Source organism: Rhizobium sp. 01T444, assembly GCF_056398305.1.
This window is the reverse complement of record NZ_JBFTPD010000004.1, coordinates 101,167-119,429: the sequence shown is the minus strand read 5'-3', so window position 1 is coordinate 119,429 and position 18,263 is coordinate 101,167. Positions and strand designations below refer to the sequence as shown.

Annotated in this window: 15 protein-coding genes; 8 read left to right on the top strand and 7 right to left on the bottom strand. The window is 56.8% G+C overall.

Annotated features, from left to right (window positions below; genetic code table 11):
* Positions 1-5: 5 nt before the first annotated feature.
* Positions 6-1,430, bottom strand: coding sequence for a phosphomannomutase (locus AC1DTN_RS08930; protein WP_477920518.1), 1,425 nt, complete (start codon positions 1,428-1,430; stop codon positions 6-8).
* 299 nt (positions 1,431-1,729) lie between these two features.
* On the opposite strand from AC1DTN_RS08930, the gene ung reads away from it, so the two are divergent.
* The 3 genes from ung to AC1DTN_RS08915 all read left to right on the top strand — a co-directional run bounded on the left by ung (position 1,730) and on the right by AC1DTN_RS08915 (position 4,107).
* On the top strand, positions 1,730-2,422 hold the full coding sequence (ung, locus tag AC1DTN_RS08925; RefSeq protein WP_007823289.1) for a uracil-DNA glycosylase: 693 nt from the start codon (positions 1,730-1,732) through the stop codon (positions 2,420-2,422).
* A gap of 129 nt (positions 2,423-2,551) precedes the next feature.
* Complete coding sequence (locus tag AC1DTN_RS08920) at positions 2,552-3,484, top strand: VOC family protein (RefSeq protein WP_477920516.1); 933 nt, start codon at positions 2,552-2,554, stop codon at positions 3,482-3,484.
* Positions 3,485-3,498: 14 nt separating this feature from the next.
* Positions 3,499-4,107, top strand: coding sequence for an alpha/beta hydrolase (locus AC1DTN_RS08915; RefSeq protein WP_442206712.1), 609 nt, complete (start codon positions 3,499-3,501; stop codon positions 4,105-4,107).
* 65 nt (positions 4,108-4,172) lie between these two features.
* Here AC1DTN_RS08915 and AC1DTN_RS08910 read toward each other — a convergent pair whose 3' ends face one another.
* Entirely contained in the window at positions 4,173-6,446 is a 2,274-nt protein-coding gene (locus AC1DTN_RS08910; protein ID WP_442206711.1) for a polysaccharide biosynthesis tyrosine autokinase, read from the bottom strand.
* A gap of 598 nt (positions 6,447-7,044) precedes the next feature.
* On the opposite strand from AC1DTN_RS08910, the gene AC1DTN_RS08905 reads away from it, so the two are divergent.
* Positions 7,045-7,878 carry a metallophosphoesterase family protein gene (locus AC1DTN_RS08905; RefSeq protein WP_477920513.1) on the top strand — a complete coding sequence of 278 codons (834 nt, stop codon included), beginning with the start codon at positions 7,045-7,047 and terminating at the stop codon, positions 7,876-7,878.
* A 14-nt stretch (positions 7,879-7,892) separates the two neighbouring features.
* Here the strand turns inward: AC1DTN_RS08905 and AC1DTN_RS08900 are convergent, their stop codons facing one another.
* From AC1DTN_RS08900 to AC1DTN_RS08885, 4 genes are all read right to left on the bottom strand, one after another.
* On the bottom strand, positions 7,893-8,552 hold the full coding sequence (locus AC1DTN_RS08900; protein WP_477920511.1) for a hypothetical protein: 660 nt from the start codon (positions 8,550-8,552) through the stop codon (positions 7,893-7,895).
* A 257-nt stretch (positions 8,553-8,809) separates the two neighbouring features.
* On the bottom strand, positions 8,810-9,490 hold the full coding sequence (locus AC1DTN_RS08895) for a hypothetical protein (RefSeq protein ID WP_477920509.1): 681 nt from the start codon (positions 9,488-9,490) through the stop codon (positions 8,810-8,812).
* Positions 9,491-9,583: 93 nt separating this feature from the next.
* The gene (locus AC1DTN_RS08890) at positions 9,584-10,795 is read right to left on the bottom strand and encodes a polysaccharide biosynthesis/export family protein (RefSeq protein ID WP_477920507.1); all 1,212 of its coding nucleotides are present in this window, start codon (positions 10,793-10,795) and stop codon (positions 9,584-9,586) included.
* 252 nt (positions 10,796-11,047) lie between these two features.
* A complete protein-coding gene (locus AC1DTN_RS08885) occupies positions 11,048-12,625 on the bottom strand; it encodes an O-antigen ligase family protein (protein WP_477920505.1) in 1,578 nt (525 codons plus the stop codon).
* Here AC1DTN_RS08885 and AC1DTN_RS08880 point away from each other — a divergent pair.
* Entirely contained in the window at positions 12,544-13,407 is an 864-nt protein-coding gene (locus tag AC1DTN_RS08880) for a transglutaminase-like cysteine peptidase (RefSeq protein ID WP_477920503.1), read from the top strand. The two genes, AC1DTN_RS08885 and AC1DTN_RS08880, sit on opposite strands and share 82 nt — an antisense overlap.
* Positions 13,408-13,505: 98 nt before the next feature.
* Here the strand turns inward: AC1DTN_RS08880 and AC1DTN_RS08875 are convergent, their stop codons facing one another.
* Positions 13,506-14,552 carry a substrate-binding domain-containing protein gene (locus tag AC1DTN_RS08875; RefSeq protein ID WP_477920501.1) on the bottom strand — a complete coding sequence of 349 codons (1,047 nt, stop codon included), beginning with the start codon at positions 14,550-14,552 and terminating at the stop codon, positions 13,506-13,508.
* A 285-nt stretch (positions 14,553-14,837) separates the two neighbouring features.
* On the opposite strand from AC1DTN_RS08875, the gene AC1DTN_RS08870 reads away from it, so the two are divergent.
* The 3 genes from AC1DTN_RS08870 to AC1DTN_RS08860 all read left to right on the top strand — a co-directional run bounded on the left by AC1DTN_RS08870 (position 14,838) and on the right by AC1DTN_RS08860 (position 18,086).
* Complete coding sequence (locus AC1DTN_RS08870; RefSeq protein WP_477920499.1) at positions 14,838-15,872, top strand: Gfo/Idh/MocA family protein; 1,035 nt, start codon at positions 14,838-14,840, stop codon at positions 15,870-15,872.
* 12 nt (positions 15,873-15,884) lie between these two features.
* Positions 15,885-16,787 carry a sugar phosphate isomerase/epimerase family protein gene (locus tag AC1DTN_RS08865; protein WP_113320061.1) on the top strand — a complete coding sequence of 301 codons (903 nt, stop codon included), beginning with the start codon at positions 15,885-15,887 and terminating at the stop codon, positions 16,785-16,787.
* Between the two features lie 66 nt (positions 16,788-16,853).
* The gene (locus tag AC1DTN_RS08860; protein ID WP_477920497.1) at positions 16,854-18,086 is read left to right on the top strand and encodes an ABC transporter substrate-binding protein; all 1,233 of its coding nucleotides are present in this window, start codon (positions 16,854-16,856) and stop codon (positions 18,084-18,086) included.
* Positions 18,087-18,263: the final 177 nt, after the last annotated feature.

Genomic DNA, 18,263 nt, shown 5'->3' with positions numbered 1-18,263 from the left:
CATGCTTACCGGGCTTCTGCCCAGCGCTTAATTCGGGTCAATCCCGCATTCAAAAGTTCTAAGGCGGCTGCCTCTCCTTCGGCTTCCACGTAGCAACGCATTTCTGGCGCGTTGCCGGACGGACGAAAATGAATGATGCGGCCATCACGCAATGTCACGCGCAAGCCATCAATATCACTTTTCGAACCGACCTCGCCAATGGGCTGCAGGAATTCTGCGAGATTGGCGTCGGATCCACGCAGGTAGGTCATCAAGGCTGCGCTGGTTTCGACCGGGAAATTCTCAAGTCGGTCGGCCGCCGCAAAGGGCAGTCTATATGAGGCCGCAACGATCGAAAGCGGTTCCTTGCGGATTGCGGCGAGCGAAAGCGTTGCCAGCATCGGCAAGAAGCAATCGCGCGTGGGCAATGCTCGCACGCTGTGGCCGTTGATATCGAAGGGTGTTGCCGTCAGGAGCCCACCATTCGCCTCGAAGCCCATCACGAGATCCTTGCCTGCGGCAACGGCCTCTTCCATGCCGGCGATAACGAAGGGAGAGCCGACACGGGTGCGAACGACTCTGAAAGATCCTGCCGCTTCGATTCCGGAATTGGAGGTGACCGGCGTGACGACGGTACCGGCGCCGAGGAAATTGGCAGATATCAATCCCAATAGGTCTCCGCGCAATGGCGTTCCGGTTTCGTCGGCAACCAGCGGGCGGTCGCCATCGCCGTCGGTGGAAACAATCGCATCAAGGCTATGCGTGGAGGCCCAGCTCTTCAGAAGGGCGATCGTCTCTTCGGAAACGGCTTCGGTGTCGACGGGAATGAAGGTTTCGGACCGACCAAGGGCGATGATTTCGGCGCCATAATGGGCAAGAATATCGACCATCATGTCACGGGCGACCGTGCTGTGCTGATAGATGCCAATCTTCATACCTAGAAATGCGCTTGCCGGCAGGAGAGCCGCATTGCGCTCGAAGAAGAGCTGCAGACACGGCGCAGAGTGATCTTCCACTGCAGCCGGCGCGCTCACCACAGCTTCGCCGGAGGCTTCGATTTCGGCGGCAAATCGGGTAATTGCTGCTTCGTCCGTTTTGTCGATCTCGCCGTCGGGACGGTAGAATTTGATGCCGTTGCGGTCCGCCGGGATATGCGAACCCGTTATCATCAGGCAAGCGGCCTTTCTTTCCAGGCCGTAAAGCGCAAGCGCCGGTGTCGGGACGGTGCCGCAGTCGAGAACTTTGAAGCCGAGGCTTGCAAGTGCGCCGGCGCAGTTACCGGCAATCTCCGGGCTGGACTCCCGGAAATCACGGCCAATCAGGATGACATCGCCCTTTGCGGCTTTGTTGCTCTGCAGCAAATATTTGCCGAAAGCCATGGCATAAAGCGCCGATGCGCGTCCCGTGAGATCCACCGAGAGACCACGAAGGCCGCTTGTCCCAAACTTCATACGAAACACCCTCGCGCTGTGAACAACCGATTTCTACTGTGCTGATTTGCTTGGGTAAACAGCAAAATTAGGGCATAGTTAAAACGGCAGACGGCATAGCAAAGTATTGCCATCATTTGCGTATCGTTACCAGCACTTTTGGTAATGGTAGAGAATTTCCAATTTATGACAGCTGGAGCACTCTTCGCATCTGCGAGATGGCAAGGCATAGCGTCGCAACTGTCGCGTATTGTGGCTCTGAGTAATTTTGCTAGAACGGTTTTCGTACATAGGCTGCATCGGTCCGGGAGGTTTGCGTCGTGAACGACACGTCAGTCACTCTTGAAGAGAGTTGGAAAGCGGCGCTCGCCGGCGAGTTTGCAAGTCCCTACATGCAGCAACTCAAGATCTTTCTCGTGGAGCAGAAGCAGCTTGGCCGACGGATTTTCCCGAAGGGCGGGGAGTATTTTCGCGCGCTGGATCTGACGCCGCTTGCGAAAGTTAAAGTCGTGATTCTCGGGCAGGATCCCTATCACGGTATCGGCCAGGCTCACGGGCTCTGCTTCAGCGTTCGCCCCGGTGTGCGTATTCCGCCGTCGCTCGTCAACATCTACAAGGAGATGGAGACGGATCTTGGAATTTCGCCGGCGCGGCACGGCTTCCTGGAACATTGGGCACAACAGGGCGTACTTCTCCTCAACAGTGTGCTGACGGTGGAGGAATCTCAGGCTGCCTCGCATCAGGGCAAGGGCTGGGAGCGCTTCACCGATGCCGTGATCCGCAAAGTGAACGACGAATGCGAAGCTGTCGTTTTCATGCTCTGGGGCTCCTATGCTCAAAAGAAGGCGGCCTTTGTCGACGCAAGGCGGCATATGGTGCTGAAGGCGCCACATCCGTCGCCGCTTTCGGCCCATAACGGTTTTTTCGGATCCCGGCATTTCTCCAAGGCGAATGCGTTTCTGCAGTCACACGGCCGTGAACCTATTGATTGGCAGCTTCCCGTCAATCCTTGAACGTTGTCGCATTGTCGTTCATAAAATGGAGACAATGCGTGTCAGCTTGCCGGACTATGAGAACCGGCTCGAAAAGCTCATCTATGACCCATCGAAAGCCCGCCTGTTGCGGGCAGAAAGAGGTCTCAAATGCTCGATCAAATCAAGGGTCTGCACCACGTCACATCGATGGCGGAGGATGCCCGGACCAACAACCAGTTCTTCACCAATGCGCTGGGCCTGCGCCGCGTCAAGAAGACCGTGAATTTCGACGCCCCTGACGTCTATCACCTCTATTACGGTGACGAAACCGGTTCCCCGGGTACGATCATGACCTACTTCCCTTTCCCGAAGATGGCGCAGGGGCGTCCGGGCACCGGCGAAGTCGGCACCACGGTCTATTCGGTTCCGCAGGGTTCGCTTGGCTTCTGGAGTGATCGCCTGACGAAGCTCAATGTCACTGGCCTGAAGACGGAAGAATCGTTTGGTGAAAAGCGCCTGAATTTTGCCGGTCCCGATGGCGACGGTTTTGCGCTCGTCGAGGTCAAGGATGATACCCGCACTCCCTGGACGCATGGAGGTGTCAGCGAGGATCATGCCATCCGAGGCTTCCACTCCGTTGCCATGCGGCTGAGAGATGACGGCGCCACGGCCGAACTTCTGAAGTTCATGGGTTATGAGGTTCAAGAAGAACATGAGGGCGTCAAGCGTCTCATTATTCCAGGCGGCAATGGCGCGCATCTCGTCGATCTCGAAACCATGCCCAACATTGCCCGCGCGCTCCCAGGCGCCGGTTCCGTCCACCATGTCGCTTTCTCCGTTGAAAACCGCGAAAAACAGCTCGAGGTTCGCAAGGCACTGATGGACACCGGCTACCAGGTCACCCCGGTTATCGACCGAGATTACTTCTGGGCGATCTACTTCCGCACGCCGGGCGGCGTGTTGTTCGAGATTGCCACCAACGAGCCCGGTTTCGACCGCGATGAGGATACGGCTCACCTCGGCGAAGCACTTAAGCTGCCGCAGCAACATGCCCATCTGCGTGCCCTTATCGAGCAGCATCTGCAGCCGCTCGAAGCCTAAGCGGAGGTAGGACGATGACGAACAATGGCTATGTGCACCGGCTGCATGCCGGTGCACCCGGAAAGCCCATTCTTTTCGTGCTTCACGGGACGGGTGGTGACGAGAATCAGTTCTTCGATTTCGGCAGGCGCTTGCTGCCGGAAGCGACGATCGTTTCGCCGCGCGGCGATGTTTCCGAATATGGGGCGGCGCGCTTTTTCAAGCGAACCGGTGAGGGGGTCTATGACATGGCCGATCTCGCTCGGGCGACGGACAAGATGAGTGGCTATGTCCAGGATCTGGCGTCGGCACATGGCTCGTCCAGAATTCTCGGGCTAGGATTTTCGAACGGCGCCAACATTCTGGCGAACGTGCTTGTCGAGAAGGGTCTGTTCGACGCGGCAGCTCTGCTCCATCCACTCATCCCTTTCCGGCCTCGCGCGAATCCCGATCTTAACGGCCGTAGGATATTGATTACGGCAGGCCAGCGCGATCCGATCTCGCCGGCCGCGTTGACGGAAGCACTTTCTGCCTATTTCGAGGGCCAGAAGGCGCAGGTGCAGACGGAATGGCACTCGGGAGGGCATGACATCCGGCCGAATGAGATCGAGGCCATCGGCAGGTTCTTTTCGGAATTGGCGTGACCAAAAAAAATTATGCGGCGAAATTCGCCGCATAATTCATTTCAGATCCTGCTCGAAAAGTGTTCTTACGATTCGTGATAATAGGCGGAGTAGCGGTTGTAGTAATACTCGCCGGAACCATAGGAACGATAAAGCTTCAGCTTTTCCGTATCGACCTTGTTCAGCACGACGCCGATGCACTTCTGCATGAGTTCAGGCTGAACCGCGAAGGTCGTGCGAACGACGCGCCGCGATGTACGGCCCCACTCGATGACGGCCAGCGAAGCATCGAGCATCGGGCTGATCGCGCGGGCATCGACGACCGGGCCAAGCGGAGGCAGGTCGAGAACGATATAGTCGAAGTGTGCCTTCAGCTCATCCAGCATGTTGACCATGATGGACGAGGAAAGCAGGTCAGAGGAGTGCGGTACACGGCGCTTGACGACCGCTGGCAGGAAGGCGAGCTTGGTCTTGCTGTCGAGCAGCAGCACGTCCTTCAGCGGCCTGCCTTCCAGCAATGCTTCCAGAATGCCCTGTTCCGCATGGCGGCCGATGGCGCGTGTCGCACCCGGGTTGCGTAGGTCGGCGTCGATCAGCAGTGTGCGTGAGCCCTGCATTGCAAGGAGCTGCGCAAGGTTGATGGCGATGGTCGACTTGCCTTCGCCCGGGAGGCTGGAGATGACGCCGATGACCTTGCTGCGCGAGCTCGGATTTTCCATGTCGACCGCGATCTTCGCGCTGCGCATCGTTTCGGCGAAGGCCGACAGCGGATGATTGACCACGTAATTGGTGATCCCGTTGCCGGTTTGCAGCCCGCGGGTCGACTCCAGCTCGCTGGCACCGTTGGCGGCTTCCTTCGCGTCGACAGCCGGAACATGGCCGATATATTCCAGCGACAGCACATCGCGAACCTGATCACCGGTTCTGAAGAAGCGGTCACGGAACTCTCGATAAGCACCGACGCCGCTGCCAAAGATTGCACCAAGCGCAATTGCAAGAGCAAGAACGAGCGGCTTCTTTGGCGAGCTGGCAGATACCGGTACCTGCGATCGGGTGATGACGCGCGCTTCCGTGATGGGGAAAGTCTGTTGCTGAGTTGCTTCCTGGAAGCGGGCGAGGAAGGTCTGGTAAAGATTGCGATAGGTATCAGCGGTGCGCTCGAGCTCGCGCAGTTGAACCTGGGTTTCTCCAGCGGCAGCCGTTACGCTCGTGGCTTGCGTAACACTGTCCTGAAGGGATTTTTCCCGGCTCTGGGCGACCTGAAGCTCACTCTGATAGCTTTCGGCAATACGATTTAGCTCTTCGAACATCAGCCGTTGATATTCGGCCATTTCGCCGCGCAGTCGAACGGCTTGAATGTGATCCGGTCCCAGGCGAGCCGATATATCGGCCTCGATCTTCGAAGCCTCAAGATACTTTTTGCGCAGATCGTTGGAAATCGAGTTATCAAGAACGTCGGTTACGATCGCATCCGTACGCTTGTTGTCGATGATTGATTTGACGCGCTCATATTTCGCCTGTGCTTTTGCCGTTTCGGCTTGCGCAGTAATAAGCTGTGTCGTCAATTCCGAGAGCTGCTGATCGCTGAGGAGCTGGTATTGTCCGCCAGTGCTGACGAGCCCTTTCGCCGTACGGAACTTCTGGACCGCAAGGTCTGAATCAAGTGCCTTTTGGCGCAGTTCATCTATCCGTTCCTGGAGCCAGTCACTCGCGCGGCGCGTCGCCTCGTATTTCGAGTTCAGCTTATCCACGAGGTAGGCGTCCGCAATTGCACCTGCAATGTTTGCTGCCAGATCCGGCGAAGTTGAGGTGTAGCTTATGGACAGAGCGTATGTGCGTCCCACGCGCTCGACATCCATATTGGAAACGATTTTGTCAGACGCCGCCCGTCGTTTAGCGTCCATATCATCGGCATCGACATCCGCGCTCGCAAACCATTTACGGAAATTGAGCATTGAACGAAGCATGGCGATTGGCGAGCGGTCCGGCGAGGTAAAGGCCGGATTGTCCAGCAACTTTAGCTTATCTATGACAGCCAAGCTGATCGTGTCAGACTTGAACAGCTCGACTTCGCTCAACACCGATGCATCATCCTCTACGGGAACGCCGGCGTTGGAAAGTTGGCTCAGAAGTTCGCTGTTGCCGCGGTCGATAAGCACGCTCGTTGCTGCAGTATATTTCGGAACTGCAGTGACAATATAAACAATTCCTAATACAAGGAAGGCAACTGCTGCAATCGCAACCGGTCGCCATTGACGTGCGGCGATTGCGATCAGCTTTTCAACGTCGATAGTGTCTCTTGACTCAGAGTGTTCCCACTCTTCGTTTGCGTATGCCGGGACCTTATCTGGCGAAAGCAATCCGAGACCTCCATTAAGTTGAGTCATATCAGGTAAAGGGTCTGTAGGTGCGCTTTATCAAATGCTTCCAGGAAGCCAATCGAAAGTGGGCGCACGCTACATGAAGGAGTAGCGTCAATCAATGTTTAAGCTCAAGCCGAGACAAAGCGCCCCGGCTTCAATGCCGTCAATTCGCATCAGGCCGCATTGACAACGTGTTTGCGCGGCGGTGATTTCTAGTGACTATCTTAGCATCCGGCAACGCCGCTGTGACACCCCAACTTGTCTGAATTTTATGAGAGGAATTTAGCTTTTTCTCACTGTCTGCACGTAGACTAGGCATGTATTGATGGATGGGTGATCGATTCCGTTCTCAGTGGAAGCCTGTAGTCCGTACTCATTGTTAAGCCAATCTGGAGATATGTCGAGGTCGTGCGCAGGATAATGGTGGATATCTATAGTGTTAGGCTGGCGCATATTGTTGTTATCTCTCTTCCAAGGTTGCGAATCTATTTTAACTATTCGTTAACCTGCATCTACCATCTGCAGAAGTTGTGAGGCTGTTTTATGCACGCAGTAAGCTCCAACTACGGTACGGGGTCTCGAGGATCAAAATAGAATGTCGAATTCCCACGTGAAGCGCCATCAAAGCTTTATAAAGCCGACTTTATTTGGGGTGTTTCAGAAGCTCATTGGTAAAGGCAGGGCCCTGCCGGCGGTCCGCGAGCAAACTCGGCAAAGGCTCCATTTCGATCCGGCTGACTTCTCTGTTATCTACGCTATTGGTGACGTGCATGGCTGCCACAGCAAGCTTCTTGAAGCAAAACAGAAGATATTCGACGATTTTTCGAGATATACGGGCACCGCACTAATAGTAATGCTTGGAGATTACGTAGACCGCGGCGTCTCTTCTAAAGATGTTATCGAGCACCTTAGCAGGCCAACCCCAGCCAATATTAAGCAAGTCGCGTTATGCGGTAATCACGACGACGCGTTTCTGCGATTGCTTGAGGAGCCGGATCTGCTTCCGAGCTGGTATCGCTTCGCTGGCTCGGAAACGCTGAAATCATACGGGATCGACGTCGCCTATTTGCTGAAGCATGGCGACAATGGGGCGGTCGAGCGTGCAATCAACGATGCCGTACCAGCTCACCACAGAAAATTATTGGCTGAAATGCCGTCAATGCTCACTGTGGGAGATATCGTTTTCGTGCATGCCGGGATCCGGCCGGGTATTGCTCTGCCTGAGCAACGAGACCGTGATCTATTCTGGATTCGCGAACCCTTTCTGACGCGAGGCCCCGAGCTGCCTTTGCTTGTGGTGCATGGTCATACGCCTGTTGCTCAACCGTTTTTTGGTAATGGGCGCATCGCCATCGACACCGGCGCGTTCGCCACGGGTAGGTTGACTGTGCTGCGCATCGTGAACCGTCAAGCGGTCTTGCTGAACTGAAGTGGCGGGTTGCCTCAGGGCAGTTTGTCAGGATTGAAGCCGAACCAGGTGAGTGAGCCCTTCTTGTTGGCTGGCAATTGTGTGGCGGCCTGCTTCACATAGGGCAGCAGGGCAGCGCTGATTCTGGTTAATGCCGGCGCGACTTTCCGTGAATCTCCAAGCTTCAGGAGAAGGCTGACGTCGCTTTGGACCGTGGTTCGCGCATTTTCAAGCGTTGCTACGTTCAGATGGTTCCAGAAATAGACGCGGGCGAGAAGGGCGAGTTCGTCGGCGGGGGCGAGCCGGGCTGACATCGTCATCAGCCGGGCAATTGATTTTGGCTCTTGCGCGATTACGGCACGAACGATCGCAAGCCTGAGCCAGAGATTGCTGTCGGTTGGCATGCAGGAGACGGCGTGGCGCATGTATCGCTCGGCGTCGTCTGCAGCCTTGGCCCAGGCCTCGTAGCCCGTGATCTCGTTTGCCGTGTCCAGCCTGTTCAGCACGAGTGTGGTGCCTGCCATGACGATATCTGAGCGGCAATAGTTGCCGGAGACGATCGTGTCGGTGTTGGCTGCCGTCCTGGCGACCGTTTCAGAGCTGATCTGTCCGGATTGTTCAAGTCTCTCCGCAACGAGAAAGATATCAGCAAAGCGCGCTGACTGCCTGATATCGGCAACTGCAAAGGCCAGCAATGCAATGCCCGTCAGAATAAAAAGGACAGATAGGGGAGAGGGAAGTGACAGCGCAACCGGGGCCGTGGCCCTTCGCCGCGTTTGTCCGCTTGCCTTGGCGCGCTGAGACATGTCCTACCGGTCCGACCTACTGCAGGAACGATCGGCTCCACTGCCGGCAACGACTCGCGCGAGATAGGAGCTTTTCTTTAAATGTTGAAAGGAAAGGAGAGGCCGAACGGCCTCTCTGATAGCATTACGTGAATTTTGGAAGCGGACTAGATGCTGCCGCTGACAGAATTGTTGATTATAATCGTAAAATTACCGCCGCCTGAAGCGCCCGTCTGGAGCGAACCCACGCCTGAAGCATTCGTCTGGAGCGAACCTCCGCCCTGAGTGGCGCCGCCGTCATCTGCGCCACCAGCCGGTCCGCCCAAACCTGATGCACCAGGACCGCTGATATCACCGCCACCTGCAGGGCCTGCGCCCGCGCCGCCGAGTGCTGCAACAGCGGTCTGGCTGGTCAGCGAAGCTTCAAATGCTGTGCGGAAGCTACCGAGCGCCGGGTTGCTGACGATTGCTGCTGCGACAGCTGCCGCAATCTCGTCGGCGAGATCAGAGTGCTGCGGACGGCAAACGTTGACGGCGCGCCCAAGGCCGGCGCCGATAGCTGCTCTTTGAGCATCCGTTGTTGCTGGGTTGGCTGCCAGCGTCAGCAGCGTTGCCGTGACGTTCGTTTCGGTTGCTGCAAGATCGCGAACCGAGCCAGTGAGCACGCTGTCGGACGGATTGCCCGTGAGAATGCTTGCCGGCGTCGCGTTAAAGGCGCCCATCTGCGAGCCGCTTGCCGCGCCAGGACCCGAAAAGCAGTTGCCTGCAAAGGACGAGGTCGCAAAGCAAAGGGCGCCGAATGCGAAGACAGCCGTACCTTTCAATATATTCTTCCCTGCTTTTACCATTCCCAGCCTCCAAAGATAACGGAGCTTATAACATAAACTCCGATGAGCACCAGTCCGTTCAATGTGAGGTGATCGAAGTATCGTTTAATATATTTAATTTCCAAGATCCTGGACTGCGTCGCGGGTATCGAGGGCATCGTTAGAAACGCCTCTGACCGTAGATGTAACCGAGTTCAGAATGTCGAGGAACTTCACGAGCTCAACAGTGTGTGCGTTGGAGATATACATGACGTCCTTGTCCGTCATGCGGAACTCCTGAACTGCGAAAAGGGTCGCCGGATCGCGCAGGTTCGCCCGGAAGATGACCGGCACCTGGTCGCTCTTAAAGCGGCTGGTGTCGATATTCAGGCGTTGAAGAGTGCTGCGGTCGACCTTTCGATAGACCACGACTTCGCGCGGATCTGCACGCGAATCGAGGAGACCGCCAGCCTTCGCCATGGCTTCGCCAAGGGTCAGGTTCGAATCCTCGAAGTCGATGCGGTTGTTGATGCCGGATGCGCCAAGTGCGATGAAGGTTCGGCGCTCATGCTCGACCGAAACAGTGTCGCCCGGCGCGAGGTAGATGTTTTCGGATGGGTTCTTCAGCAGTGTTTCGTAAGCGATGGTTGCCGTTTTACCGCGACGCTGCAGCGTGACGTTGGTCTCGATATTGGGAGTCGTGAGGCCGCCTGCCTCGGAGATCGCGTCAAGGATACGATCTCCGGCCGGCGAAAGAACGATCTTTTGTGGATCATTGACGTCGCCGACGACGGCTACTTCCGAAGAGCGGCTGGTGGTGGTCGTAAGAACGACCTGAGGCTCGATCGCGCGGCTCGCCAGCTTGTCTTCGATGTCCTGCTCGATTTCTTCCTTCATGCGACCGGCAGCGGGAACGCGGCCTGCGTAGGGAATGCTGATCGTGCCAGCCTTGTCGATCGTCTGCTGCGGCAGGGTGATGTAGTTGCCGGGGCGGCTGCCCGCGTCGGATGGGATGAAAAGACCGCCCGACTGAGCTTCGAAAATTGAAACCTGCACGACGTCGCCGAAGCCGAGCGGGATGTCCGGAGCACCCCCGCGACCGCCGCCGAATCCAGTCCGCAGAGAGCTCGACGGGATCTTATCGAAATAGGGCAGAATCCCCTTGTTAAGATCGATCAGAACGTAGTCAATTCCAACCTTTCGCTCTGGTGTCGTGACCTTAATTGCTGCAGCGCGGTCGATATCCGTATGGTCCGGACCGGACCTAGGGAGAGAAGTGCAGCTGGAAAGCACGATCAGCATCGATACAATGATGCCGCCGCGTCGAGTTACAGGAATGCCCATCATGACCCTACTTGGTAATAGCACTAAAACTGTCTAGCCCGCTCACAACTTCAATGACAAGTAAATATCCGACTCTGTCAGATACTGCATACCTAACAGAAGGTTATTGTGGCAATAGCGCAACATGGATTGTCCCATTTATGGTAAATTAGAGAGAGTTGATACGTTAAGATTCTGTGGTAATTCGCATGCAACCCAAACGAATATTCTGATGTTCTTTAGTGGCGATTTTATGGGCAGCCAGCCTTCAAATCGTCATATTTCAAGGATCTCCGCTGAATGCTCGATTCTTAAGCCGGATGGAAGATCTTTCCTGTTCTCGCCGACCCTTTCTTCGCGCCCGCAGCAAATGGARATAACTGTCGCAAGAAATGCCATGAAAAAAATGGCAAAACCGGGTATTTGAATCGAGAAATCGACGGCGGAATGAGCCGCCGTCAACAAGGTGCCAGCGCAACCCAAAATTGAATAATGTCTCAGCCGACGGCGAGCCTGATAGCCACTCCAGAAGGCCCGCATGAGCACGAAAAAGATCAGGCAGGTGACGAGCGGGAATATTACTCCGAGAGTCAGAAAGCCTTCGAGATAGGAGCTATGAGCCCTGTCCACGATGCCGCCAATTCCGCAATCGGGTGTCCGGTAGGCCGAAAAGACGGTGCGGAATGTGCCGAAGCCCGTTCCCTGAAACCAATTCTGTGAGAGGGCATGCATCGTATCGGACCAGACGCAGAAGCGATCGTCATCAGTGCCTCGCTGGTCTGCACGCAGGATGGCTCTTCCGCCGAAAATAGCGGCGAAAACGATAATAAGGGCGATCGCACTGGCGGCCGTTAACCAATTTCGGGTCACAGAGCTGCCCGCTTGAGGAAGCAGCCTGGAGCGTCTGCTCTTCCACTGGCGGGCGAGATAGGGGAGGTAGAAGATCGAGCCAAGGCCTGTTGTAAACAGTCCGGCACGAGACTGGGTAAGCATCAGCGCGGTCAGGCAGGAGAGGCTGAGGCCAGCAAAAAGCCAGAAACCGAGGCCCTCCTTGAAACTGCCTGATGGCGCGGATGAAAAGCCGAAATAGGCGCGGCCATTTTCCGAAGCAAATGTTGCAAGTATCAGAAAACTCAGCCCCAGGAAGGTCGCTGCCGTGTTGCGGTTGACGAAGACTGCAGTGAGGCTGTCGAGATAATAGCGCTTGCTTTCAGTCAGCAACATCTTCGGAAACAGCAGGAACTGGCCAAGCCCGAAGAGCGAGATCAAACCTGCGCCAACAGCAAGCACCATCAGGATACGGCGCGCCCGCTTGTCCGTATCTGCAACGATGAGGCCGGTCAAAAACGTCATGACAGGCAGCGCTATGTACAGGAGCGAAGTGAGTGTGTCGGCTGGCGCGACTGATATAGTGTCTCTCGATGCGCCGGCGAGCGCGTTTACATCCTTCCAGATCGGATTGATGAGGGATGGCCACGGGATACGCACGGTCTGCATGACGATCCAGACCGAGGTAACGATAAAGAGAAGCAGCGCCCATACGAAGACCCAGTGAGCACGCCGGGGCTCACCGAAAAGCAGGAGTGCCCCAAGGCTCAGCGCGAACATGCAGATCGCGACGGCCGCGAAAGGCGTTGCATCGACCAGACCGAACGGAATGACAGCAGCCAGCACCACCGTGCTGTAGAGGCCGGCAAGTATGGTCTTCAATCTATCAGTCACAGCCGCGGCCAAACTTTGAAAGGTCGGCCGCCCCTCCGGCGCCGCTGTGCTTGTCTCTGCAAGAATTCCGCGACTTTTGCAACCCTGCGCCATTCTGGTTCGACAATCGCCCCAGAATTGGTGGGGGCCCATTCGATCGCCTCCAAAAAACGCACTTCGTTAAAATTGTTGGGAACGATTTAAAAGGATCGAGAATGCTCCCTCCGTATGTTCCCCGTCATTGGCTGGAGCTGAATAGAACTTCGACCAAGGATCAAAAGCCGGATTTCAACCGGCATGAACATTTGACCGCGTTGCGGTCGTCGAAACGGGGTACGAAAATGTTTAAGCACGCACTGATTACAGCGGTGACGCTTGCATCTCTGTTTGCGGTTCAGACCGCGCAGGCGGCCGGTCCAGGCGGTATTGCCCGCGGATTGAAGACAGCGCCGGCATTCAGTTATATTTCTGAAAAGCGCCGAACTACGGCACCTTTCGCGCATGTGATGTTCTGCGCGCAAAATCCCAACGAGTGCGCGGCACGCGGCGGAGCTTCGGAGGTTTCGCTGAGCGCGTTCGCAAGCAAGCAGCTTCGATCGGTCAATGCCTCGGTCAACCTCTCGATCCGCCCGGTCAATGACCGCTCTGATCAGGGCGATGTCTGGCAGGTGAATGTGAAATCCGGTGACTGCGAGGATTTTGCGCTGACGAAGCGTGATCATCTCATCGCCATGGGGTGGTCGCCGAAGGCGCTGCGTATCGCCGTCACCAAGACGCCCTATGGCGAAGGCCACGCTGTTCTCGTGGTCAAGACCGATCAAGGCGATCTGGTGCTAGACAACCGCTCAAACGCGATCAAGGGCTGGAAGGATACGGATCTTCGCTGGCTGATGATCCAGTCGGGCGACAACCCGCGGGTATGGTACGAACTTTGATTGAACTCTGCCGTCGCAGACGAAACGGCAGCATAAGTGGTTTTGAGCGGAGTCGTTCGTTTCTTATCAAGAACATGGATAGAGTGACGCACATTGCGTCACATYTCAGGTTCTCTGAAGAACGCATCACTTTCCCCGGGCACAAGCTCTAGCGGCCAAATCCGATTGCGCGCACCACTGCGGTGGATCTCCGAATAGGCGGGCATGCTGGAAAGCAAGGTTTCGGCGAGCGCCGCACCAAGGTCGCGTAGCGACATGCGGAAGCAGGTGAGCGTCGGCTGCAGGAACTTGGCGCGAGGTTCCTCGCGGAAGCCGATGACGGCGAGATCGCGGCCCGGAACGATGCCGGCTTCGACCAGGCGGCGGTAAAGGCCGATCGCCATCAGTTCGTAGATCAGGATGATCGCCGTCGGTTTGTCTTCTATCAACAGCAACTCGTCGCCGGCCTGGTAGCCACCCTGTTCGCTTGATTTCACGCGGATCACGAGCTCCGGATCATATTCGATCCCATGCTTTTCCAAAGCCCTTCGATAGGCGCCCACGAAGACATAGCCGAGATTGATTTCGCCTGACGGTGCGGCAATCGCGATGCGGCGATGCCCCTTGGCGACGAGTCGATCGACGGCGCAGGTCGCGACGCCTTCGAAATCAAGGTCGATCCAGGTGAAATTACCGCCGCCGGAAGAGCTGCGACCGAGTGCGACGAAGGGAATCTTCGCCTTGACGAGCAGATCGATACGTTTGTCGATGCGTTGAGTTGCAGAGATGATCATGGCATCGACGACACGGCGCGCCACCATGCGCTTCAGATATTCGTAGGGGTCTTCGTCGCTGGGGCAGGGGAGCATGACGAGATCGAGCTTATGTCGCGAGAGCACGCTCTGCAGCCCGCCGGTGACGCCGAGGAAGAAGTTGTCGCTGTTTTCGACCGTCTCCTTGCTGGACTCAATCATCAGGCCGATGACGTTGGTCGTCCCCTGACGAAGGCTGCGGCCGGATTGATTGGCGACATAACCGAATTCTTCGGCAGCAGCCAGCACTCGCTTGCGCGTCTCCTCGTTGACATCGGCCTTGCCGTTCAGCGCACGCGAAACCGTCCCGATCGATATATCGAGATGTTCTGCGAGCTGGCGGATACCCTTCATCTGAGCGATCTTTCTTCGGATGCGATCATCTCATCTTATTGCCATGGGAAAACGTTTACGGAAAGCATTTGCCATGAAGGCGGAATGTATTTTTGCATGCTCCAAAAAAAATCTTGTTGCTGCATTGCCGAAGGTTTTGCCTAAGCGCCCGTTCGCATTGTGATTTTTCGCAGCATTTTGTCGAAATGCACTGGCATTGACAGCAGTAAACGTTTCCGCTTAGTATCGTAAACGTTTACGGAAGGCGTTTCGGGAGGAATCTGAAGCGCACCGCTGGAGGAAATCGTGAAATTGAATGCCGTTCTGTGCGGGTGCGGAGCTATGTCTAAAGGCTGGCTGCGTGCTATCAAGGAAACGCCTGATCTTGCCGAGGCAATCGAGGTCGTCGGCCTGGTCGACGTCAATCCCGCTGCTGCCGAGAAACTTGCCGAGGAATTCGGCTTGAGCGCGGCTCGCATCGGCACTGATCTCGCTGCCGTCATCGCCGAAGCCAAGGCGGATATCGTCTTGGACGTCGTTATCCCGACCGCACGTTTTGATGTCGTGTCAATGGCCATGAAGGCCGGCTGCCACGTGCTGAGCGAAAAGCCGATGGCGACTTCGCTTGCCGAAGGCGCCGCACTCATCGATCTCGCAGCCGAAACTGGCAAGATCCATGCCATCATTCAGAACCGTCGCTTCATTTCCGGTGTGCGCCGCCTGCGTCGCTTCGTCCAAAGCGGTGCGATCGGCGAGCTGACCGGTATTCATTGTGACTTCTTCATCGCTCCGCATTTTGGCGGCTTCCGTGAAGAGATGGACAATGTCCTGCTGCTCGACATGGCGATCCACACTTTCGACGCCGCCCGCTACGTGGCCGGCAAGAAGCCGCTCGCCGTCTATTGCGTCGAGCGCAATCCGAAGGGTTCCTGGTATCGCCACGGCGCCTCTGCCAATGCAACTTTCGAATTTTCCGACGATGTCGTCTTCACCTATCGCGGCTCCTGGTGTGCCGAAGGCGAGCGCACGAGTTGGGAAAGCCAATGGCGGATCGTCGGCACAAAGGGCATGCTGACCTGGGACGGTGAGGATGGCTTCAAGGCCGCCGTTTCGGGTAACGAGCCCGGTCTGCTTCATGGTTTTTCATCCGTCGAGGTTCCCGCACCCGAGCGTGCCGAAGAAACCCACGGTCATGCCAGCGTAATCGCAAGCTTCGTTGAGGCGATCCGCACCGGCAAACGGCCGGAGACGGCCAGTTCCGATAATATCAGAAGCCTCGCCATGGTCTTCGGTGCGATCGAGAGCGCCAAGACCGGGCGTCGCGTTGAAATTTCAGCATAAGGATTAGATGACGTGAGCAACCCCGCCAAAGCCATTCGCATCGGTACCATGGTCAGCGCCTCTAAGGGCGGCGCCGACAAGCGCATTGCCCAGATCGCCCATATGGGTTTCGAAAGCTTCGAGCCCTTCTTCTGGCAGACCACCAACGGCCAGGATCTCGCCGAACTCGGTAAACGCAGCGTGGAGGCGATCGGCGATCGCGACATCACGATTTCAACACTCGGCATGTTCGGCAATCCGCTCGAAGAAACCGAGATGGACCTGCAGACGCTGCAGGGCTGGAAGGACTGCATCGACAACGCTCATCACTTCGGCGCCACTTGCGTTGCCGGCTTCACCGGTCGCATCCGCAACAAGCCGCTGACTGAGAGCCTGCCGCGTTACAAGCAGGTCTGGAGCGAACTCGCCAAGCGCGCCGCCGACAAGGGGATCAAGATCGCCTTCGAAAATTGCGCCATGGATGGCAACTGGGCGACCGGCGACTGGAACATTGCCCATAATCCCGATGCCTGGGAGCTGATCTTCAACGCGACGCCCGACGACAATATCGGCCTGGAATGGGAGCCGTGCCATCAGATGGTCTATCTGATCGAGCCGTTGCCGCAGATCCGCAAATGGGCCAGCAAGATCTTCCACGTCCACGGCAAGGATGCGACCATCCGCTGGGATGTGATCAAGGAACACGGCATCTTCGGCAAGGAAAAGTTCGTCTTCATGCGCACGCCGGGTTTCGGCGACAGCAACTGGACCGACATCATCTCCGAACTGCGGCTTGCCGGCTGGTCCGGCTCCATCGATATCGAAGGCTGGCATGACCCAGTCTATCGTGACGCCCTGGAAATGACCGGRCAGGTCTATGCGCTGAACCATCTGAAACATGCCCGGGGCGGCGATTTCGTCGTCGATCCGGTATGAGTGAATATGGTCGGCGTGGAGGAAATCGCCGACCATTTTAATGGATAACCACAAAGGAGGAGAACCATGGCTATCCGGAAATCCGTAATTCTGGGCGCGCTGGCGCTCGCAGGCGTCTCGCTCTTCGGCCTGTCTGCCAAGGCGGAAGACGTCAAGCTGACGCTCTGGTCGCTGGACAAGGACACCCAACCGGCGCCGAACCTGGTCAAGGAATTCAACGACCAGCATAACGGCATCACCATCGAATATCGCCTGATCCAGTTCGATGACGTCGTCACCGAAGCGATGCGCGCCTATGCCACCGGTCAGGCGCCGGACATCATCGCCGTCGACAATCCCGAGCACGCGCTGTTTTCATCGCGCGGCGCCTTTCTTGATCTCACCGACATGATCAAAAGCTCGAAGGTCATCAAGCCCGAAAACTACTTCCCCGGACCACTGAAGTCGGTCGAGTGGGACGGCAAATATTTCGGCGTGCCGAAGGCGACGAACACGATCGCGCTCTACTACAACAAGGACATGTTCAAGGCGAAGGGCCTCGATCCGAACAAGCCGCCGCAGACCTGGGACGAACTTGTCGAGGATGCTCGCAAGCTGACCGACCCGGCCAAGAACGTCTATGGTCTCGCCTTCTCGGCCAAGGCCAACGAGGAGGGTACCTTCCAGTTCCTCCCCTGGGCCCAGATGGGCGGCGGCAGCTACGAGCATATCAATGCTGACGGCGCGGTGAAGGCGCTCGGAATCTGGAAGACGATCATCGACGATAAGCTCGCGTCTCCCGATACGCTGACCCGCGGCCAGTGGGATTCGACCGGCACCTTCAATTCCGGCAATGCGGCTATGGTGATCTCGGGTCCGTGGGAACTCGACCGCATGCTGCAGGAAGCGAAATTCGACTGGGGCGTCACCCTGCTTCCGGTTCCCAAGGAAGGGGCTGAACGCTCCTCGGCCATGGGCGACTTCAACTGGGCGATCTTCGCGACCAGCAAACATCCCGCCGAAGCCTTCAAGGCGCTCGAATATTTCGCCTCGCAGGACGACAAGATGTTCAAGAACTTCGGCCAGCTTCCAGCCCGTTCCGACATCTCGATCCCCGAGAGTGGCCAGCCGCTGAAGGATGCCGCCCTCAAGGTCTTCCTCGAACAGCTGAAATACGCCAAGCCGCGCGGCCCGCATCCGCAATGGCCGAAGATATCGAAGGCGATCCAGGACGCCATTCAGGCAGCGCTGACCGGCCAGATGAGCCCGAAGGACGCGCTTGACCAGGCGGCCGACAAGATCAAGGCTGTGTTAGGCTAGTTAGCGTCGAGCCAGCCGCTCGCTCTCTCTTCTCCCCAGCGGGGAGAGGATGCCCGAAGGGCAGATGAGAGGGGGGAAGAGTGAAGCGACGAGCGTTCTGAGCGCTAGTGAAGAACAGGAAACGCCGAACTCGCCGCCCCCTCATCCAGCTGCCGCCACCTTCTCCCTGCTGGAGAG

Bases quoted from the DNA above. Each gene is read 5' to 3' on its own strand.
- AC1DTN_RS08890 (WP_477920507.1), bottom strand. From the start codon at position 10,795: ATGATGGGCATTCCTGTAACTCGACGCGGCGGCATCATTGTATCGATG.
- AC1DTN_RS08930 (WP_477920518.1), bottom strand. From the start codon at position 1,430: ATGAAGTTTGGGACAAGCGGCCTTCGTGGTCTCTCGGTGGATCTCACG.
- AC1DTN_RS08915 (WP_442206712.1), top strand. From the start codon at position 3,499: ATGACGAACAATGGCTATGTGCACCGGCTGCATGCCGGTGCACCCGGA.
- AC1DTN_RS08860 (WP_477920497.1), top strand. From the start codon at position 16,854: ATGGCTATCCGGAAATCCGTAATTCTGGGCGCGCTGGCGCTCGCAGGC.
- AC1DTN_RS08920 (WP_477920516.1), top strand. From the start codon at position 2,552: ATGCTCGATCAAATCAAGGGTCTGCACCACGTCACATCGATGGCGGAG.
- AC1DTN_RS08905 (WP_477920513.1), top strand. From the start codon at position 7,045: ATGTCGAATTCCCACGTGAAGCGCCATCAAAGCTTTATAAAGCCGACT.
- AC1DTN_RS08895 (WP_477920509.1), bottom strand. From the start codon at position 9,490: ATGGTAAAAGCAGGGAAGAATATATTGAAAGGTACGGCTGTCTTCGCA.